Source organism: Agrobacterium larrymoorei, assembly GCF_005145045.1.
In the GTDB taxonomy this organism is placed as follows: Bacteria; Pseudomonadota; Alphaproteobacteria; order Rhizobiales; family Rhizobiaceae; genus Agrobacterium; species Agrobacterium larrymoorei.
The window spans coordinates 136722-155019 of record NZ_CP039691.1 but is presented as its reverse complement, the minus strand read 5'-3'; the positions used below and the strand labels follow the sequence as shown (position 1 = coordinate 155019).

General features: G+C 57.3%; 19 protein-coding genes and 1 tRNA gene. 8 read left to right on the top strand and 12 right to left on the bottom strand.

What is annotated here, in order from left to right:
• Nucleotides 1-149: 149 nt before the first annotated feature.
• From CFBP5473_RS00740 to pncB, 5 genes are all read left to right on the top strand, one after another.
• Nucleotides 150-1256: a DUF475 domain-containing protein gene (locus CFBP5473_RS00740; protein WP_027674622.1), complete on the top strand. Its 1107-nt coding sequence runs from the start codon at nt 150-152 to the stop codon at nt 1254-1256.
• A 305-nt stretch (nt 1257-1561) separates the two neighbouring features.
• Nucleotides 1562-1906, top strand: coding sequence for a MarR family winged helix-turn-helix transcriptional regulator (locus CFBP5473_RS00735; protein ID WP_027674621.1), 345 nt, complete (start codon nt 1562-1564; stop codon nt 1904-1906).
• A gap of 67 nt (nt 1907-1973) precedes the next feature.
• Nucleotides 1974-2831 carry a C40 family peptidase gene (locus tag CFBP5473_RS00730; RefSeq protein ID WP_027674620.1) on the top strand — a complete coding sequence of 286 codons (858 nt, stop codon included), beginning with the start codon at nt 1974-1976 and terminating at the stop codon, nt 2829-2831.
• Nucleotides 2832-2919: 88 nt separating this feature from the next.
• Nucleotides 2920-3285, top strand: coding sequence for a hypothetical protein (locus tag CFBP5473_RS00725; protein WP_413228960.1), 366 nt, complete (start codon nt 2920-2922; stop codon nt 3283-3285).
• Between the two features lie 157 nt (nt 3286-3442).
• Nucleotides 3443-4747, top strand: a complete 1305-nt coding sequence (pncB, locus tag CFBP5473_RS00720; RefSeq protein WP_027674618.1) for a nicotinate phosphoribosyltransferase — start codon at nt 3443-3445, stop codon at nt 4745-4747.
• 43 nt (nt 4748-4790) lie between these two features.
• Here the strand turns inward: pncB and CFBP5473_RS00715 are convergent, their stop codons facing one another.
• Complete coding sequence (locus CFBP5473_RS00715; RefSeq protein WP_027674617.1) at nt 4791-6188, bottom strand: leucyl aminopeptidase family protein; 1398 nt, start codon at nt 6186-6188, stop codon at nt 4791-4793.
• 132 nt (nt 6189-6320) lie between these two features.
• Here CFBP5473_RS00715 and CFBP5473_RS00710 point away from each other — a divergent pair, with 132 nt between their 5' ends.
• A complete protein-coding gene (locus tag CFBP5473_RS00710) occupies nt 6321-7145 on the top strand; it encodes a tetratricopeptide repeat protein (protein ID WP_027674616.1) in 825 nt (274 codons plus the stop codon).
• Nucleotides 7146-7216: 71 nt separating this feature from the next.
• Here CFBP5473_RS00710 and CFBP5473_RS00705 read toward each other — a convergent pair whose 3' ends face one another.
• The 9 genes from CFBP5473_RS00705 to CFBP5473_RS00665 form a co-directional block, all read right to left on the bottom strand.
• On the bottom strand, nt 7217-8206 hold the full coding sequence (locus tag CFBP5473_RS00705; RefSeq protein WP_027674615.1) for a type II secretion system F family protein: 990 nt from the start codon (nt 8204-8206) through the stop codon (nt 7217-7219).
• A 9-nt stretch (nt 8207-8215) separates the two neighbouring features.
• Complete coding sequence (locus CFBP5473_RS00700) at nt 8216-9220, bottom strand: type II secretion system F family protein (RefSeq protein WP_027674614.1); 1005 nt, start codon at nt 9218-9220, stop codon at nt 8216-8218.
• Nucleotides 9217-10707: a TadA family conjugal transfer-associated ATPase gene (locus tag CFBP5473_RS00695; RefSeq protein ID WP_027674613.1), complete on the bottom strand. Its 1491-nt coding sequence runs from the start codon at nt 10705-10707 to the stop codon at nt 9217-9219. The genes CFBP5473_RS00700 and CFBP5473_RS00695 overlap by 4 nt, the downstream gene beginning before the upstream one ends.
• Before the next feature lie 41 nt (nt 10708-10748).
• Nucleotides 10749-12038: a CpaE/TadZ family protein gene (locus tag CFBP5473_RS00690; RefSeq protein ID WP_027674612.1), complete on the bottom strand. Its 1290-nt coding sequence runs from the start codon at nt 12036-12038 to the stop codon at nt 10749-10751.
• Between the two features lie 34 nt (nt 12039-12072).
• Nucleotides 12073-12768: a CpaD family pilus assembly protein gene (locus tag CFBP5473_RS00685; RefSeq protein WP_027674611.1), complete on the bottom strand. Its 696-nt coding sequence runs from the start codon at nt 12766-12768 to the stop codon at nt 12073-12075.
• The gene (locus tag CFBP5473_RS00680; protein WP_037170818.1) at nt 12765-14342 is read right to left on the bottom strand and encodes a type II and III secretion system protein family protein; all 1578 of its coding nucleotides are present in this window, start codon (nt 14340-14342) and stop codon (nt 12765-12767) included. Before CFBP5473_RS00680 ends, CFBP5473_RS00685 begins: the two co-directional genes overlap by 4 nt.
• Entirely contained in the window at nt 14339-15145 is an 807-nt protein-coding gene (cpaB, locus tag CFBP5473_RS00675) for a Flp pilus assembly protein CpaB (protein ID WP_027674609.1), read from the bottom strand. Before cpaB ends, CFBP5473_RS00680 begins: the two co-directional genes overlap by 4 nt.
• 145 nt (nt 15146-15290) lie before the next feature.
• Nucleotides 15291-15803, bottom strand: coding sequence for an A24 family peptidase (locus CFBP5473_RS00670; RefSeq protein ID WP_027674608.1), 513 nt, complete (start codon nt 15801-15803; stop codon nt 15291-15293).
• A gap of 100 nt (nt 15804-15903) precedes the next feature.
• Entirely contained in the window at nt 15904-16086 is a 183-nt protein-coding gene (locus CFBP5473_RS00665; RefSeq protein ID WP_027674607.1) for a Flp family type IVb pilin, read from the bottom strand.
• Nucleotides 16087-16514: 428 nt separating this feature from the next.
• Between CFBP5473_RS00665 and CFBP5473_RS00660 the strand changes: the two genes are divergently transcribed.
• On the top strand, nt 16515-16934 hold the full coding sequence (locus CFBP5473_RS00660) for a pilus assembly protein N-terminal domain-containing protein (protein WP_027674605.1): 420 nt from the start codon (nt 16515-16517) through the stop codon (nt 16932-16934).
• 155 nt (nt 16935-17089) lie between these two features.
• Here the strand turns inward: CFBP5473_RS00660 and CFBP5473_RS00655 are convergent.
• Together CFBP5473_RS00655 and CFBP5473_RS00650 are read right to left on the bottom strand one after the other, a co-directional pair.
• Nucleotides 17090-17176: transfer RNA gene (locus CFBP5473_RS00655), tRNA-Leu, on the bottom strand.
• 213 nt (nt 17177-17389) lie between these two features.
• Nucleotides 17390-17701 (bottom strand): Rdx family protein, encoded by a 312-nt coding sequence (locus CFBP5473_RS00650; protein ID WP_027674604.1) that lies wholly within the window; start codon nt 17699-17701, stop codon nt 17390-17392.
• Nucleotides 17702-17822: 121 nt separating this feature from the next.
• Here CFBP5473_RS00650 and CFBP5473_RS00645 point away from each other — a divergent pair, with 121 nt between their 5' ends.
• The gene (locus tag CFBP5473_RS00645; protein ID WP_027674603.1) at nt 17823-18272 is read left to right on the top strand and encodes a DoxX family protein; all 450 of its coding nucleotides are present in this window, start codon (nt 17823-17825) and stop codon (nt 18270-18272) included.
• Nucleotides 18273-18298: the final 26 nt, after the last annotated feature.

The window sequence follows — 18298 nt, the reverse complement described above, 5'->3', positions numbered from 1 at the left end:
CGAGAGTTTTACGGCGCTCTCGCGATGTCGGTACCGCCTGCTTGTTACGCCGGCGGATTAACACCCATGAACAATCTGACCAAGCATCACATGCTGGCGTCTGACGCCATGCATATGTCTCGCTCTTCCTTTATCCGGGGGGCGTTCTGATGACCTCTACCACACACTCGACCCTCGCCTATTTCAAATGGGCCTTCATCGTCACGGTCGTCGGCCTTATTTTGGGCGGATGGCTCGGCTGGGAAATGACGGGCACCGTCAGCGGTACGGCCACGATCTTCTTCATTTGCGCGGTTCTGGCGGTTCTGGAAATCTCGCTTTCCTTCGATAACGCCATCGTCAACGCCAACAAGCTCAAAGACATGACCCCGGAATGGCAGCACCGCTTCCTGACCTGGGGTATTCTGATCGCCGTCTTCGGCATGCGTATCGTCTTCCCGCTGCTCATTGTAGTCGTTGCAGCCAATGTCGGCCCGTGGACAGCCATGGTCATGGCCGCAACCGAGCCGGATCGTTACGCACAGATCATGCATGACGCGCATCTGCCGATTGCTGCCTTCGGCGGCACCTTCCTGATGATGGTGGGCCTCAGCTTCTTTTTCGATCATGAGAAGGATGTGCACTGGGTTCGCTGGTTCGAAGAAAAGATCGCGACCTATTCGTCCATCAAGGGCATCGAAATCGCTTTCGTTCTCATCATTATGCTGATCTTCACGCGCATCATCAGCAACAGCACCAATCCGGATCTCGGCCCGGAGGCAGCAAACGTTTTCTTCACCTCCGCGATCTGGGGTCTCTTGACCTTCCTTCTGGTCGAGGTGCTGGGCGGCGTTCTCGATCGCAGCCAGCAGATGCTGGAAGGTGCTGCAAAGGGCGGCTTCGGCGCGTTTCTGTACCTCGAAGTGCTCGATGCCAGCTTCTCTTTCGATGGCGTGATCGGCGCCTTCGCGCTGACGTCGAACCTGTTCATCATCGCAATCGGTCTCGGCATCGGCGCGATGTATGTCCGCTCCATGACCATCATGCTGGTGGAAAAGGGTACGCTTGCAGAATACCGCTACCTTGAGCACGGCGCGTTCTACGCCATCCTCATCCTGTCGGTCATCATGTACATGCAGAGCCTTATCCATATTCCGGAAGTGATTACCGGTCTTGGCGGTGCGGCACTCATCGGCATCTCGCTCTGGTCTTCCATCCGCTACAATCGGCAGGAAAAAGGCCGTGAGGTGGAAGCTGCGCAGGGTGCGGAAATCTAAAATCTGCCCGGCCTTTGGTTTTTCAGCTTAAAGGCCGGTGCGACTTAATTTTGCGCGGCGCTTAAAAAAGCGCCTCGCATCTCCTTCTGACCAAGCCATCGTAAGCGAAATGGCTTGAAATCGACTTGGCACGCTTCCTGCATATCGAAGCGCAAGTCCAGAGGGGACGTAAAAAGCTCAAAACGAGCAAAGAAAGCTGCCGCCGTTCTGAAACAGCTGTTTCGAGACGGCGGCGGTTTTGTTTTTATTCACCGCTTTGCGCGACTATGGGCGGCAGATCGTCCGAACGAACAGGGAGTTTCTCCGTGCCAGTGGAATTGTCGCCAAGTCAGGCGCTGGGCTTGTGGCACCGCGTTGCATTGGCGCAGGTGGAAGACAATGCGCCTGATCTGACACTACGGCAGACGGCGATCCTGCTTCACATCTATCTCGTTCCACCGCCTCACACGGTCCGGGGATTGGCCAGCGTCCTCGGTGTAACGAAGCCGGTGATCACGCGCGCGCTGGACAGCATGGGTGCGATGGGTCTGGTGGAGCGCGAGCGCGACGAAAAGGATCGCCGCAATGTGGTGATCAAGCGAACGGTCGCGGGGGCGCTTTATCTGGAAAAATTCGGCGATATGATTATCGATGAAGCGCGCGAGGCGTGAGGCCGAAGATTCGCCGCTTTGGACCTTCATTCAGCGCTAGAGCTTAAACCAATCAGGATCGAAGAGCATGACATCCGCCGAAACCCTGGACCGCCGCCTGAACATTTTCCGTAACGATCTCGCGGATGAAAACCTCAAGGGCAAGGTGGAGGCGGAACGTTTCGTCAGTGGCGCTGAGGCTCGTATCGCCCTTCCCGTCGTCGGACTTCGACCAAAGCCAGACGAAAAATCCGGTATCGATACGGAGCTTCTGCTCGGCGAAACCGTGCGCGTGTTCGACCGCGCTGATGGCTGGGCATGGGTACAGGCCGAATCGGATGGTTACGCCGGTTACGTCCCCGAAGCGGCAATCGGTGAGGTTGAAGCCGCAACGCACATCGTCACTGCGCCCCGCACCTTTCTTTACCCGATAGCTGAACTTCGAAAGCCACCTGTCGCTGCCTTGTCCATGGGCAGCCGTCTGACTTTCGTCGGCGAGGAGGAGACGCGTGGCACGCGCTATCTGATGACCGCAAAGGGCGAGGGCGTGATTGCCGCTCACTGCATTCCGGTCGAACAGCGCGTTTCAGAGGATTATGTTGCGGTGGCTCTCCGGTTTCTGGAAACCCCCTATCTCTGGGGCGGACGTTCCGGTTTCGGCATCGATTGCTCGGGCCTCGTGCAACTCTCCATGGCAATGACGGGAAAATCCGCGTTGCGCGATACGGACATGCAGGTGAAATCCCTGGGCACTGAAATCACGCGCGATGAATTGCGCCGTGGTGATCTCGTTTTCTGGAAGGGTCATGTCGGCATCATGGAGGACGAGACCACGCTGCTCCACGCCAATGGCCACACCATGAATGTGTCGCGGGAGAATCTGGAAGAGGCGATCAAGCGGATTGGCTGGCTCTATGAGTTGCCGACGGCTTATCGCAGACCTTGAACCGCTCACGAAAACGTTTTGATCGAAGCATCTGCATTTGAGCATTTTCTTCGCCTATATTGGCTCGGATAGCATCTGGATGCAGACGATGAAGAGAATGAAACGCTGGAGTGCCGGAATAGCGATTATCGCAGTCGCCCTCTCGATGGCGAGTATGGCCGAGGCGCAAACGGTATTCGAAAAAGGCTATCTGCCGGCACCGGACGCCTACGCCAATCTTCCCGGCGTCAAGGACCCGAAGACGCTCCAGCCAAAGGAGCGATACCACTGCTACTCGACAACGGTCCCCTCGGGATATCCGAACGGCGCCTACCGCGATCTTTTCGGCAATAACGGACTTCCCGTGCAGGGATATCGCTGCACCGGTTCGGCTGGCGTTTCCGCTTTCGGAACACGGGTCCCAACGTCGAAAGACTGGTATCCCGGCATCAATCCACCCGCAACGGACTTTTGAGACGTCAGTAACCGAACCGGCTTCACACAAACCGGTCTGGACTTGAGGCGACGTTTTCAGATAAGTCTTTGTTGAATAAGGCTCACGCCTTTCGAAATGCGCGGCGATACCGGCTTCTCTTCATAGGGAAAGCCCGGTGTGGGGGATGGCAGCAGCAATGACGAAGACAGATATAGCGACCCGTGTTCACAATCACACCTGGAAGCTGGACCCCATTATCCGCAGCCTCATCGATACGGACTTCTACAAGCTGTTGATGTTGCAGATGATCTGGAAGCTTTATCCAGAGGTGGACGCCACCTTCTCGCTCATCAACCGCACCAAAACGGTAAAGCTCGCGGATGAGATCGATGAGATGGAGCTTCGCGAGCAGCTGGATCATGCCCGCAGCCTCAGGCTCTCAAAGAAGGAAAGCATCTGGCTTGCCGGTAATACCTTCTATGGCCGGTCGCAGATTTTCGAGCCGGAATTTCTGTCCTGGCTGTCCAGCTATCAATTGCCGGAATACGAGCTTTTCAAGCGCGATGGGCAATATGAGTTGAACTTCCACGGTCGCTGGATGGATACCACGCTATGGGAAATTCCAGCCCTTGCCATCATTAATGAGCTGCGGTCGCGCAGCGCAATGCGCTCCATGGGGTACTTTACGCTGGATGTGCTTTATGCCCGCGCCAAGGCCAAGATGTGGGAAAAGGTGGAGCGCCTGCGCGAACTGCCGGGCCTTCGGATCTCGGACTTCGGCACACGCCGTCGCCACAGCTTCCTGTGGCAGCGCTGGTGCGTCGAAGCCTTGAAGGAAGGCATCGGCCCGGCTTTCACCGGCACGAGCAATGTATTGCTGGCGATGGATTCGGACCTCGAAGCGGTGGGCACGAACGCGCATGAACTTCCCATGGTGGTCGCGGCTCTGGCGCAGAACGATGAGGAACTGGCGGCAGCACCCTATCAGGTCATGAAGGACTGGAACCGGCTCTATGGTGGCAATCTCCTGATCGTCCTGCCGGATGCTTTCGGCACCGCTGCCTTCCTGCGCAATGCCCCCGAATGGGTGGCGGACTGGACAGGCTTCAGGCCCGATAGCGCCCCACCAATCGAGGGCGGCGAGAAAATCATCGACTGGTGGAAGAAGATGGGCCGCGACCCGAAGAAGAAGCTGCTGATCTTCTCCGACGGCCTCGACGTAGATGCCATAATCGACACCTATAAGCACTTCGAAGGCCGTGCGCGCATGAGCTTCGGCTGGGGCACTAACCTCACCAACGACTTTGCCGGTTGCGCGCCGAAGACCATCGAGGGATTGAAGCCGATCTCCATCGTCTGCAAGGTGAGCGATGCGAATGGCCGACCTGCGGTCAAACTCTCAGACAATCCGCAAAAGGCGACCGGCGATGCGGAAGAGGTGCAGCGCTATCTGAAGTTCTTCGGACAGGAAGACCGGAAGGATCAGAAGGTTCTGGTCTGACACCAGACGGGCGGGGCGCAACAGCGGCCCCGCCTCTGATCCATTATTTCCGCACGAACTCACGGGATATATAATGGAACAGCGCCCGGATCGCCTGCGCTTCACCACCCACGGATGAGTGGGGACGTTCGCTTAAGCACCAGCCGTAAATATCGAAATGGGCCCACTTCTTCGTCTGTGTTACAAAGCGCTTGAGGAAGAGCGCTGCGGTAATCGATCCTGCCATGCCGCCGGATGGGGCATTGGTTATATCTGCAGCGCGCGAGCGAATATCCTTGTCGTAACCCATGTAAAGCGGCAGGCGCCAGACGGGATCATCCGTGTCCATGCTGGCATCGGAAATGCTGTGGGCTAGGTCTTCATCGTCGGTGAAGAAGGGCGGAACATCCGGGCCGAGCGCAACGCGCGCAGCACCCGTCAGGGTCGCCATGTCGATCATGAGGTCCGGGGCATCTTCATCCGCATATGCCAGTGCATCCGCCAGAATCAGACGGCCTTCGGCATCGGTATTGTCGATCTGAACCGTAAGCCCCTTGCGGCTCTGGTAGATATCGCCGGGGCGGAAGGCGTTGGACGAGATCGAGTTTTCCACGGCCGGAACGATGACGCGCAGGTCGATGGGCAGGCGCGCATCCATGATCATCAGGGCAAGGCCAAGCACGTTGGCAGCACCGCCCATATCCTTCTTCATCAGCGCCATGGAGGAGGAGGGCTTGATATCGAGGCCGCCAGTATCGAAGCACACGCCCTTGCCGACAAGCGTCACGCGCGGATTGCCCTTCTTGCCCCAGCTCATTTCCAGCAGGCGAGGGGCGCTTTCGCTTGCGCGTCCCACCGCATGCACCAGCGGGAAATTCTCCTTCAGAAGATCGTCGCCGGTAATGACCGAAACCTGCGCCTTGTAGTGTGCGGCAAGGCTGCGGAAAGCGATTTCCAGCTGGTCCGGCCCCATATCGTTGGCGGGCACGTTGATCAGATCGCGGGCAAGATAGACACCTGCCAGCACGCGCTTGATCTCCGCATCTTCTGCATCGCGCGGTATTAGCAGCTTCGCACCGCTGCTTTTGAGCGTCTTGTATTTATCGAAGCGGTAGGCACCCAGACCGAAACCCAGCGCGAGACGGTTGACCGTCAGCGGCGCGGTTTCGATGTGCCAGTCGCCTTCTGGAAGTTCACGGGCGAGCTTGCCGGTGATGAAGGGCAATTCGGATGGATTGGTGCCAAGACCGAGCAGCGCGCCACCGAGCGCGCCTTCAGCGGACGGAATAAGAAGCATCGAACCGGCATCGGCCTTGAAGCCCGCCTTGCGCGCCCAGTCCAGCGCGATGGGATCGATGGCGCCCTGTTCGATATGGGCTGGCGTAACGGCAAAAACAGGCAGTGTTTTTCCTGCCTTGGAGCTGAAAGGGGTAGCGCGCTCGATAAATTGAAAGGGGGCCATTGTCTGCTTTCGTAAACGGCTGAAATTGCCAAATTAACACTCTGTTAGGGTTAACAGATTATTGCTGGAGCGAAAGTTGCGTCGCAAACGCGGCGTAACTGCAAGATCCGAACACGGAGCCGGGGCGATATCATGATTGCCGTTTCCTTATTCCATGCCCGCAAGCGTGCCGCTCTTCACGGCGTCTGCGCGGCTGCCCTCGCTCTGACGCTCGCAAGCTGTTCTACCAACAAGCCGGACCGCATGTCGACCGGTTCCATCCCTGCGGTTTCGCATTCCTATGATCAGATGAATATGGAGCAGCTGCGACAGGCCGAGACGTCCGTTGGCGCGGCCTATTCGCGCAATCCCAAGGACCGAAATGCCGGTTTGAACTATGCCAACATATTGATGATGACCGGCAAGAATGCGCAGGCGCTGGCCGTCATGCAGCAAGTGGCGATTGCCTATCCGGCGGACCGGGAAGTCTTGGCAGCCTATGGAAAGTCGCAGGCAGCTGCCGGTCAGCTGGAACAGGCGCTGGGCACGATCAACCGCGCACAGACACCGGATCGCCCCGACTGGCGGCTCTATTCCGCCGAAGGCGCCGTTCTCGACCAGCTTGGACGCTCCACCGAAGCGCGGGCGAAATACCGTCAGGCCCTTGACCTGAAGCCGAACGATCCGAGCATACTTTCCAATCTCGGCATGTCTTACGTGCTGCAGAGCGATCCTCGCACGGCAGAAACCTATATGCGGTCTGCCGCGTCCCAGCCCGGCGCCGATAGCCGTATCCGCCAGAACCTCGCCCTCGTCGTCGGCCTTCAGGGTCGTTTCGAAGAGGCGGAGCGCATTGCCATGCAGGAGCTTTCCGCACAGCAGGCGCAGGCCAATCTGACCTATCTTCGCGGCATGCTTGCGCAGCAGAACGCCTGGTCGCAACTGGCGGACAAGAACAAGAAAACCGCTGCCAACTGATCGATCCTCGTAAATACAGCGAGAGAAATTGCGCCGATTGCCGTATGTTCTGCGGTTAAGATAACCGGTGGTCAGAACGTATCCGACACCCGTATGCCTGCCGGTCCCAGAATGACGGCGACCAGAACGGGCAGGAAAAACAAGATCATCGGTACCGTGAGCTTTGGCGGCAATGCAGCCGCCTTCTTTTCGGCCTCGTTCATCCGCTCATCGCGACCTTCCTGCGCCAGGACGCGGAGTGCCTGAGCCAGCGGCGTACCATAACGCTCAGCCTGAATAAGGGCCTGAACGACGCTTTTGACACCCTCGAGCTGGGTGCGGAGCCCAAGATTTTCCAGCGCCGTGCGTCGATCCTGAAGGAAAGAAAGCTCGGCGGTGGTCAGCACCATTTCTTCTGCAAGCTCCGGCGATTGTTCCGTCATTTCATCTGCCACGCGGCGCATGGCAGCTTCCATGGAGGTGCCGGATTCAACGCAGATCAGCATCAAATCCAGAGCATCCGGCCATGCGCGTTTGATGGATTTCTGTCGTTTGGTGATGCGGTTGGAGACATAGATATTGGGTGCGTAAAAGCCGAGATAGCCAAAGAGCAGAACGGCCATGACGCGTACCATGAAACTATAGTCGGGAATGTTACCAAGCCCGAACACCCAGAGCGCAGCAACGATCAGGAAGATGAAGGGCAGGATGAAGCGGGCGGCCAGAAAGGTGTTGAGCGCATTCTGCGAACGGAAGCCAGCCGCCTTGAGCTTGTTCATCGTGTTGGCATCGACCAGCGCTTCACGCAGATTGAAGCGCTCCACGATCTTCGTTGCAGACTTGTTGTTGTTCGCGCGCAGCGTTGCCTTGCCACCGCTTTTGCTCACCGCATTCAGCCGCTCACGTTCGCGGCTGCGAATCTGGTCACGCTCGGTAGACACGGCGCGCATGCGCTTGTTGAGATCGCCACGGTCGAAATAAGGAATAGCCAGCGTGTAGAAGGTGGCGAACGCCGCAACGGCAACCAGAAGCGCGATGATCAGCTGCGGATTGATGAGGCTCGATGCGAATTGCTCGGTCATGGCTAGGCCTCAAATATCGAAATTGATCATGTTGCGCATGATGATGATGCCGATCGACATCCACAGGCCGGATGCACCGAGAATGAGGTGTCCGCGCGGATCGGTGAAGAGCACCATGATGTAGTCCGGTGAGGTGAAGTAGACGAGCGTTGCCACGACGAAGGGAAGCGAACCGATGATCACGGCGGATGCCTTCGCTTCCATCGAAAGGGCGCTGACCTTGGCCTTCATCTTGCGCCGCTCGCGCAACACCTTGGAGAGGTTGGAAAGCGCCTCGGAGAGGTTGCCACCTGCCTGTGCCTGAATGGTGATGACGGTGCCGAAGAAGTTCACCTCCGGCAGTGGCATGGTCAGCATCATGCGGTCGATGGCTTCCGGCACGGTCATGCCCACCTGCTGCGCCTCCACCACGCGCTGGAACTCCGCTTTCACGGGTTCCTGACCATCGGACGCGATCAACCTCACTGCATCGTTCAGCGGCAGGCCGGATTTGATGGAGCGGCACATGACGTCGAGAGCGTTGGGAAATTCTTCGAGAAACTTGTTCTGGCGGCGCTTGATCAGGAAGGCGATGGCCCAGCGCGGCAGGCCGAGAACGCCAACGAAACCGATGCCAAGCGCAATCAGCGGCGGAGCACCGTAAAGCAGCGCGACGAGCGCTGCGGAAACACCGAAGCAGATGCTGAAAACATAAAAGCGGCGAACGGAAAGCGACAGACCGGATTGGGTGAGACGGCCTTTCAGGCTCGTATCTTTCCGGTCCTTGGCCTTTTCACTCTGCTTCTTTTCGAGCTCTTTGAGCGAATCCTGCATGGATTTGCGGCGCTTGCTCATTTCCTGCACGCGGTCGCGCGCAGCCTTGATCTTCGTGTGGTCGGTCTCCGCCGCCTTCACACGGTTGACGCGGCTTGCAGTCTTCTTTTCAGTCTCGATCTGCTGAAAAAGGAAAACATAGGCCAGCGCTCCTGCCGAGATGGCGACAAGGACGACGAGGAGCAGCATGGTCATGTTCATTGCGATGAGCGCTCCATCTCGTCGAGTGCCGCCGCCAGGCGCCGCTCTTCGTTGAAATAGCGCGCGCGATCCCAGAAGTGCGGCTTGCTGATGCCCGTCGAAACGTGGCGCCCGATCAGGCGGCCCGCGGCATCCTCGCCATCGATTTCATAGCGCATAAGGTCCTGCGTGATGATCACGTCGCCTTCCATGCCCAAGACTTCGGTGACCTGCGTTATCCGGCGCGAGCCATCGCGCAAACGGGCAGCCTGAATGATGACATCGACGGAGGAGGAGATGATTTCGCGCACGGTCTTGGCAGGCAGGCTGAAGCCGCCCATCGCAATCATCGATTCCATACGGCTGAGACACTCACGCGGCGTGTTGGCGTGGATCGTTCCCATGGAGCCGTCATGGCCGGTATTCATGGCCTGCAGAAGATCGAACACCTCCGGTCCGCGGACTTCGCCGACGATGATGCGTTCAGGGCGCATACGCAGGCAGTTCTTGACGAGATCGCGCATGGTGATTTCGCCTTCGCCTTCGATATTCGGCGGGCGGGTTTCCAGTCTCACGACATGCGGCTGCTGAAGCTGAAGTTCCGCCGTATCTTCGCAGGTGATGACACGTTCGGTTTTGTCGATATAGCTCGTCAGGCAATTCAACAGCGTGGTCTTGCCAGAGCCGGTGCCACCGGAAATGACGACGTTGCAACGCACACGGCCAACGATCTGGAGAAGCGTTGCCCCTTCCGGCGTAATCGCGCCAAAGCGCACCAGCTGATCAAGGGTCAGTTTGTCCTTCTTGAACTTACGGATCGTCAGCGCCGGGCCATCGATGGAGAGCGGCGGTGCGATGACGTTGACGCGTGAGCCATCGGGCAGGCGCGCGTCGCAGATCGGGCTCGATTCATCCACACGGCGTCCGACCTGGCTGACGATACGCTGGCAGATGGAAAGAAGCTGGGCGTTGTCACGAAAGCGGATGTCGGATTCGATTGTCTTGCCGCCGACTTCGATGAAGGTCTGGCCTGCGCCATTCACCATGATATCGGCAATGTCGTCGCGCGCCAGAAGAGGCTCCAGCGGGCCATAGCCGAGCACGTCGTTGCAGATGTCTTCGAGCAGCTCTTCCTGCTCGGAAATGGACATCGCGAAATTCTTGATGGTGATGATATCGTTGACGATATCGCGGATTTCTTCGCGCGCGCTTTCGGCATCCAGCTTTGCCAGCTGCGAAAGATCGATCGTGTCGATCAGGGCCGAAAAAACCTGAGCCTTGGTCTGATAATAGTCATCCGTGCGCACGCGTTTGCGCGTGGCGCTGGAAGGGGCCTGTGGGGTCGGCGCTGGCTTTGGCGCCGGTGGCTGAAGCACCTTCGTCTCCGAAGGGGCGGGCTGCTCCACCCGTGGCATGGCGCTGACGGCAGGTGACGGGACGGGCGGGGGTGCCGCCTGTCCGGTATTTCCGCTTCGTCCGAAGCCGTCATTGCCGCGTTTTCCAAACATCTCTTGTCTTCCGGTTCATTGCCGCGTGGAAACACCACGCCTTACTTGCGCTTCAGGATTTCCATGAATTTGCCGATGCCCGCGCGCTTCGCCTTACGCGCAGACGAACGGCCCGTAAGGATGTGGGAAAGCTGCGAGAACGTCTCGGCGACAGGCGACTTGGCATCGATCTCGCTGATCATACGGCCACTATTTGCAGCATTGCCGAAGAGCTGTACGTCGAATGGAATGATGGCGACGGGTTCGATTTCGAGAGGTTCGAAGAAATCGGCAGGCACGATTTCCGGTCGCTTTGCCATGCCAACCTGATTGAGCACGAGATGCGGAACCTTGTCATTCGGGCGCAGCTTGCGCAGCGCATCCAGAAGGTTCTTGGTATTTCTCAAATTTGCCAGATCGGGAACCGCAGTGATGACGACTTCATCCGCTTCGGCCAGCACGGTCTGCGTCCAGTCCGACCAGACATGCGGAATATCGAGAACCGCGACCGGCGCACTCCGCTGCAGAATTTCGAGCAGAGGCTGAAAAGCACCCCGGTCAAAGTCGTACCCACGGTCCAGCAGCGAGGGCGCTGCTAACAGGGACAGATGCTCCGAACATTTGGTCAGCAGACGATCGAGAAAGACCTCGTCCAGCCTGTCCGGTGAAAAGACGGCTTCGGCGATGCCCTGTGCGGGGTCCTGATCGAAATCGATATTGGCGGTGCCGAAGGGAAGATCCAGATCGGCAAGAATGGTTTCGGTGGAGAAAAGCGTCGAGATGCCGAAGGCGCAATTATGCGCAATGGTGGAAGATCCGACCCCGCCCTTTGCGCCGATAAAGGCGATATTGCGCCCAAGCGGTTCGGCTTCGGGGTCCACGAAGATGGCGGCGATGGATGCCAGCAAATCCGGCATCTTGACCGGCGCCACCAGATATTCCGAAATGCCGTTGCGGATCAATTCGCGGTAAAGCGAGATATCGTTGTGACGGCCGATGATGATCACGCGTGTCGTGGGATCGCAGACTTCTGCCAACGGCGCCAGATCGTCGAGCAGGGTCGAAGGATCGCGGTTGGTCTCGAGCACGATGAGGTTCGGCGTGGCGGTGGAGGAGAACATGCTTGCCGCTGCCTCGATCTCACCATTGGTGACGCGCAGGCTGACCTTGTTCATACGGCGGTCGCTTGCCAGTCGTTCCATGATCCGCTGCATGCCTTCGCTTTCGCAGAAGGCATGGATGGAGATGCGCGGCAGGGGCCGAAGGCTATCGAGATCGCCCGGACGCATTGCCTCCTCGGCAAGCGGCAGTCCCTCATCCCTGCGCTGAATGTCGTAATCCACCGAGCTCATGTCAGATCCTGTTGCTTATGCTTCGTCGCCATCATCAATTTTCGCTCGTCACGGTCGTCTTACCGGCGCGGTAATTGTCGATGACTGTGGACCGGCGCTCGGCATCGATTGGGCTCATGCCGCGTGGACCGACGAGATCCATCGGATTTGCCACCTGCGCGGCGAGATTGTTTTGCGATGCGCAACCGAAATTGTACCAGTTCTTATTGGAATAGGTGTTGTTGCTAAGGTCTTCCGGCCACTGGCCGCACTGGCCCGTCATGGCGGTAACAGCGATGTAAGACAGGCGAATAGGGGCGGCATCGCCGTAAGGAGATGCTCCATAGGGAACTTCCACGATCTTGTTGCCGGGCACGCCGGAAGACACCAGCGCCGAGCGGATCTGCCGCTTGAGCAGGGAGGCCGTTGCCGAATTTGGCGAACCGGTTGGCACCTGAATTTGAAAGACGCCGGTAGAGGTTGCCGTGTAACTCTGGGCAAAGCCCTTGACGTTGTCCGCCATTGCGGTGGTCAGCTTGTGATCCGCAGGTGAAACCGGAATATCAAGCGAGTGCTGAGCCTCCGACAGCGTGATCGGATGGCGTGTGCGGTAATCGTCGGGGATCGCACCGGTCGTCTGCGGGTCGCGGGCGCATCCCTGCGCCAATAGTGCGACCAGCGACATGGTGCAGATCAGGCCCGATCTGCTGGCGGAAAAACCGGTGGTCTTCATCGGGTGCGTCTTCGTCATTTGTAGATAAATCCTACGGAGCCCTGATAAGGCTGGGCCTGAACCTGCTGCCTGTTGTTGCCGTAAACCTTGTTCACCCGGTTCATGAAATACATCGCGGCATCGTTCTCTGGATTGAAGTTGTCATCCGGGCGGGCGATCTGATTGCGAGCCACGGGACGAACGAGATAGGGCGTGGCGATGATGACCAGTTCCGTTTCGTTGCGAACGAAGTCCTTGCTGCGGAACAAAGTGCCGAGCACCGGTATCTTGGACGCCCCAGGCAGGCCGGACATGGCCTGACGAACATTGTCCTGCACCAGACCGGCAATGACGATTGAACCGCCCGACGGAAGTTCGACACTGGTCGAAGCTTCGCGCTTGCGAATGGAGAGATAGGTGCTGCCGGGCACGCGGGCCGTGTTGCCGTTACCGGAGACAACGCTTCCCTCATAAGTCGGCTCGGAAACGTTGGTCTCGATCTTCAGGCTGATGCGGCCGGGAGAAAGCACGACCGGGCGGAAATTTAGCTCAATCCCGTAGTCGACCGTATCCGTCTGTCGTGTGACAGTCGGTGCACCTTGTTCATCGAAGGTTACGTTCTGTATCCCTGCAAGACGGAATTCGCCGCCCACATAGAACTTTGCCTGCTCGCCGGAAATAGCCGTGAGGCTGGGTTCGGCAAGCGTGCGCATCACGCCAGCCTGCTCCATTGCGTTGAAGTAGCTGGAGAAAGCAACCTTGCCGATGGTTCCGGCAACTGTGCCGGTTCCGGCGACGCCTATCGCATTGCCCAGATTGGCGGGGTTGGCAAAGGACACGCCTGTATTCGGGCCACTAATCGTACCGTTGAATCCGAGCTGCTTCAAAACCTGACGGCTGACTTCGGCAACCGTTACCTTCAACGTCACCTGATCTTCGCCTTCAATGGTCAGCATGTTGACGATGGAGGATTTCTGCCGGTCTTCGGCAAAGATCGCCACAGCCCCATCGCCATTGCTCTGGCTGGTGGCGGTAATGTTGCGGGTTGTTGCTTCACCACCTTGAAGGAATGCGCTGGCAAGCTGGACGGCGCGAGCGGAATCCTGCGGTGTACGCACGCTTCCCGAAAGGACGATATTGTCCGATACGATCTCCACGCGAATGTCGGAATCGGGGATGAAGCGGCGCAGATTGGTTTCGAGCCCGGCAATATCCCGTTCCACTTCGAGATCGAGACTGACGATCTCTTCGCCCTGAGCGCCGAAGATGAAGATATTCGTCTGCCCGACGGACTTGCCGAAAAGATAGATGCGACGCGACGTGCGGGTCACCGCGTCAGCCATGCTGGGATCGGCAACCAGAATATCGTGGGCATCCTGAGGAAGATCGATCACCAGCGCCTTGTTGAGACCGAGCTTCACGCGCTTGCGAACGCCGGTGCCGCTTTCATTGATCCGCACGATGCTCGCGCTCTGCGCCAACGCCTCCATCGGGCCGAAGCCATGGGGTGAAACGCCGGGCACGCCAGCGAAAGCAATGGTGAAAGCGAGGCCGCCGACGATGGACGTTTGAAGGGCTTTTTTCAGCGATTGGATTGGTCTGATCTCGCTCATTGCGTTGCCCCCTGATTGTCCCGCACGATAGAGCCTGACTTGATGACTTGAATTGCAGGCTTGCCCGAGCCGCCGCTGAGAAGGTAATCCGCGGATTGAGTGTCGCTATCCTGCGCGTCCGCGACGGATCTCAGCGAAAGTGTCAGGCGGTCAGCCATCTGGTGTGCAACGGTAATGATCTTCGCCTGATCAGGCGTCAGTTCCAGCGTCGCCGTGGCGCCGACGACCGCCGATGTGCCGTCCTGGCCTTCCTTGATCTGCTGGTCGATGGCAAGAACGCGGACATTGTTGAGAACGTTTTCCGTCAGAAAGCCGCCGCCCTCATTCTTGCGCACCATAATGACATCGACGCGATCGTTGGGCAGCACGAAGCCGCCTGCGCCGGTCGCAACGGAGATTTCGGTCGCAACGGCACGTTTTCCGGCTGGAAGCAGCGAGGACATGATGCGCGTGCTGGAATCGACCACCTTTTCCGGGCGAAGCGGCTCGCCCTCGAACAGCGGCAGGCGCACGACTGCGCCGCTCAATTCATTGACGGCGTCGGGCTGTTTCGCGTCGGTGATATAGCTGTCCGTAACGCTGCCCTGCGGCCAGGCGGCCCAATGTACGGAATTTGCGTCGAGCCTGCTTCCGACCGGCAGATTGATCGAGGAGACGAGCACGTTGACGGTCGGCTCTTTCTGAATAATCGCCTCAGCCTTCTGCACCACCTGCTGCGGGCTGGAAAGTTGCATGGCAAGCAGGCCCGCGAGGCCAGCGGCCACGACAGCAACGGAAAGAATGACGACACGCGAGGGCTTCATGCTGGGCCTTTGAAGAAGGTAGAATCTCTGCCCTCAGGATGGCCCGCCATTCGTGTAATTATGGTTAATAAAATCTGATCGCGTCTGGTTAATCAGAAATAAACAGCGTCGAAGCTCAAGTGGAGACGCAGCGCTCTACTCGAGATCAAAGAATCGAACGCATCGCCGCCTGAACGATAGGAGCTTCCGGGTAAGTCATCAGACCTGCAATCGCGATGGCGATGCCGTAAGGAATTTTCTTTGCGATTAGAAGTGAGTCGGGGACGGGAAGACCAGATGCTGTGATCTCTTGATGATAGGCTCGGATGAAAAGGATCAGCATAGTTAGTATCCCTCCAACGACTGCCACGGCAACCATATACATTGCGAGCTGACTGCTAAAGCCGAACCATAATGCAGAGGCTGTAAGAAGCTTAGCATCTCCGCCGCCCATGGTGTTCAAGGCGAACAATGTGAAGCCACATATGAAGACGAGTGCAGCCCCGACCAAGCTCATACCGAAAGTTTGCCACGTCATTTCGGTAAAGGGCGCAATGAAGAAGAAGGAACTGAACAGGATAATTGAAATCCTGTTGGGTATCGTCATCGTGAACAGATCATTGAAGGCTGCAAAAGCGAGACAAAGCGGAACGATAACGAAAATACATGCAATTATCATATTCACCCGCCAAAGAGCAGTATGTCATTCTCATAGAATCAGCTGCCTTGGAAATTCCAGGACAGCTGATCATTAAAGCATACTATACTGCCGATTAGGATCAGTTAGTTTTTGCTGCGAGGTTCAAGTAAGATCCGATATTCGTAAACTGTGTGCTAAGAGACGTTCCCAAGCTCTTTGCGCCAGTGATGATAGCAACAGAAATGAGGGCTGCGATCAGGCCATATTCGATGGCGGTTGCGCCGGACTCATCTTTCATGAAACGTGCGAAAATCTTGGTCATGCGGGTTTCTCCTAAGCTCTTGTTTGTTGGTCAGCACTCCGACAACTGTTTTCCGTTGTTCGGTTGCCTTCAACCTACAAAAGCTCGATTTCCAGCGGCTTAATAAAAGCGATTAATATAGTGTTAAAGCGGTAATGCCGAGCGATTGGTAAATGATTATACCAAGTAAAATATCGATTTTTACTGAAGTCACAAAAGTCCTGATAATAAGCGCGTTCAGGGTCTTGGAGAAGGCGTATCTGTTTCATATTGTGAGACACACCCTGTGCAATAATGGTTCGCTTCCTGCGTGCTGCAATCATTGCGGGATTTGCGCGTTTACTCTTTCGAGCGCAAAATCCGGTCTTTAAATCTTCATTCACCATTCCGGGTCATTGTGGCCGGGCATAGATAATGCCTGCTCGTGCTAATGAAGGTCCGCCTGAACCATGTCATCCTCTACCTTTACGAGATTCGCAGTTGCCATGGCGGTGCTGGCCGCTGTTCCTGCTGCGGCTCGCGCGCAAGAAGATGAGATGTTGCGGGTGTCGATGAACCATGCGCGCGTGCTGAAACTGGACAGGCCCGTAAGCAAGGTCATCATTGGCAATTCCAAGGTCGCGGATGCGACGGTCGCCGATTCCACGACAATCGTCCTGACCGGCCGCAGCTTCGGCACCACCAATCTGGTGCTGCTTGATGGGCAGGGCAACGCTATTGTCGATGAGCGGATACTCGTATCGATCGATGAGGGCAACACGGTGCGCGTGTTCCGCCAGACGGCGCGAACCGTTCTTTCCTGCACGCCGAACTGCGAAGAGCATTCCCAGAACGAAAGCAGCGCTGGCGCGACCGGCGCAGGCCAATAATCAGACACAATATATCTTTGGAAGAAGCGAGGGACCAGCGCTCTCAGCGCCGCCGATCCGTGCGCGATGGCCACGGAATTTCCGCTGCCCCGAAGGGCAGGTCAACTCATCGATTTTTCGGTAAGTCATTGATCTGGCTAGGATCAAATAAGGAATGGTGCCCAGAAGAGGACTCGAACCTCCACACCCTTTCGAGTACCAGCACCTGAAGCTGGCGCGTCTACCAATTCCGCCATCTGGGCGACGAGGAGCCATGTACGGGGGTGAGCGCTTGGTGTCAACAGAGATTTTGAAGTTTTATGACGATCTTTGTTTTTTCATCGAAAAACATGGATTGTTGTGGATGGCACCCGCTTTCGAACATGCGCTTTTCACCCAAAAGGGGGGTAGAAAAAGAGCAATGGCCTTCAACGATCCGAATCGCGAAGCGGACTTATTATCGAACAACGAGTGGCTTAACTGTCGAGCCCTTCGTTTTTCTGCCGGTCCAGATGACCGAGGTCGCGATCGGGGTCTATCATGTCACGCAGCCTCTGCTTCAATTCCTTAGGGCCAGGGAAGCCACCATCGCGCTTGCGCTCCCAAAGAAGTTCACCATCCACGGTGATGTCGAAGCGTCCGCCTGTTGCCGGAATGAGAGCGACTTCCGCGAGGCTGTCGGAAAACGTGGCCAACAGCTCCTGTGCCATCCATGCGGACCGGAGGAGCCAGTTGCATTGCGTGCAGTAGGTGATTGCGACACGGGGCTTGGTTGTCGTTTCTGTCATGAGCCTCTCCAATGTGGGTCACAGAAATATTACTTACTCACTCAGGTTTTCCGCAATTGCTGCTTGTTAACGGACCCTGTTTTTCGCAGAAGATTGTGCATTGCAACCTGCGGAGTATTCAATGGCTAATACTGAGCTTTCGCGTGAGCGCCTGATCGTCCCGGCGGTCGCTCCCCTTTATAACAGCACATATGAACTGGCGGAAACCATTCTGCGCGTCGTGGCTGGCGTGCTGCTGGTTACGCACGGCTTCGGCAAGATCACCAACCCGTTCGGCGCTGTCGGCATGGTGGAAGGACTCGGCTTTTATCCCGGCGTGTTCTGGTCACCGCTGCTTGCCGCGACGGAATTTTTTGGCGGCATCCTCGTCGCCATCGGTCTGCTGACGCGCCCTGCCGCTTTCGCATCCTTCATCGTCCTGATGGTGACCGTCTATTTCCACTGGATCGTAAAGGCTGAAGGCCTGGGCGGATCGGAGAAGTCGATCCTGTGGGCCGCCATCTTCCTCTTCTTCGCGGTCCGAGGCGGCAATAGCCAGTCGGTCGATGCCAAGCTCAGGAAAGTCTTCTGAATTGATGGCAAGACCGCAGAAGCGTT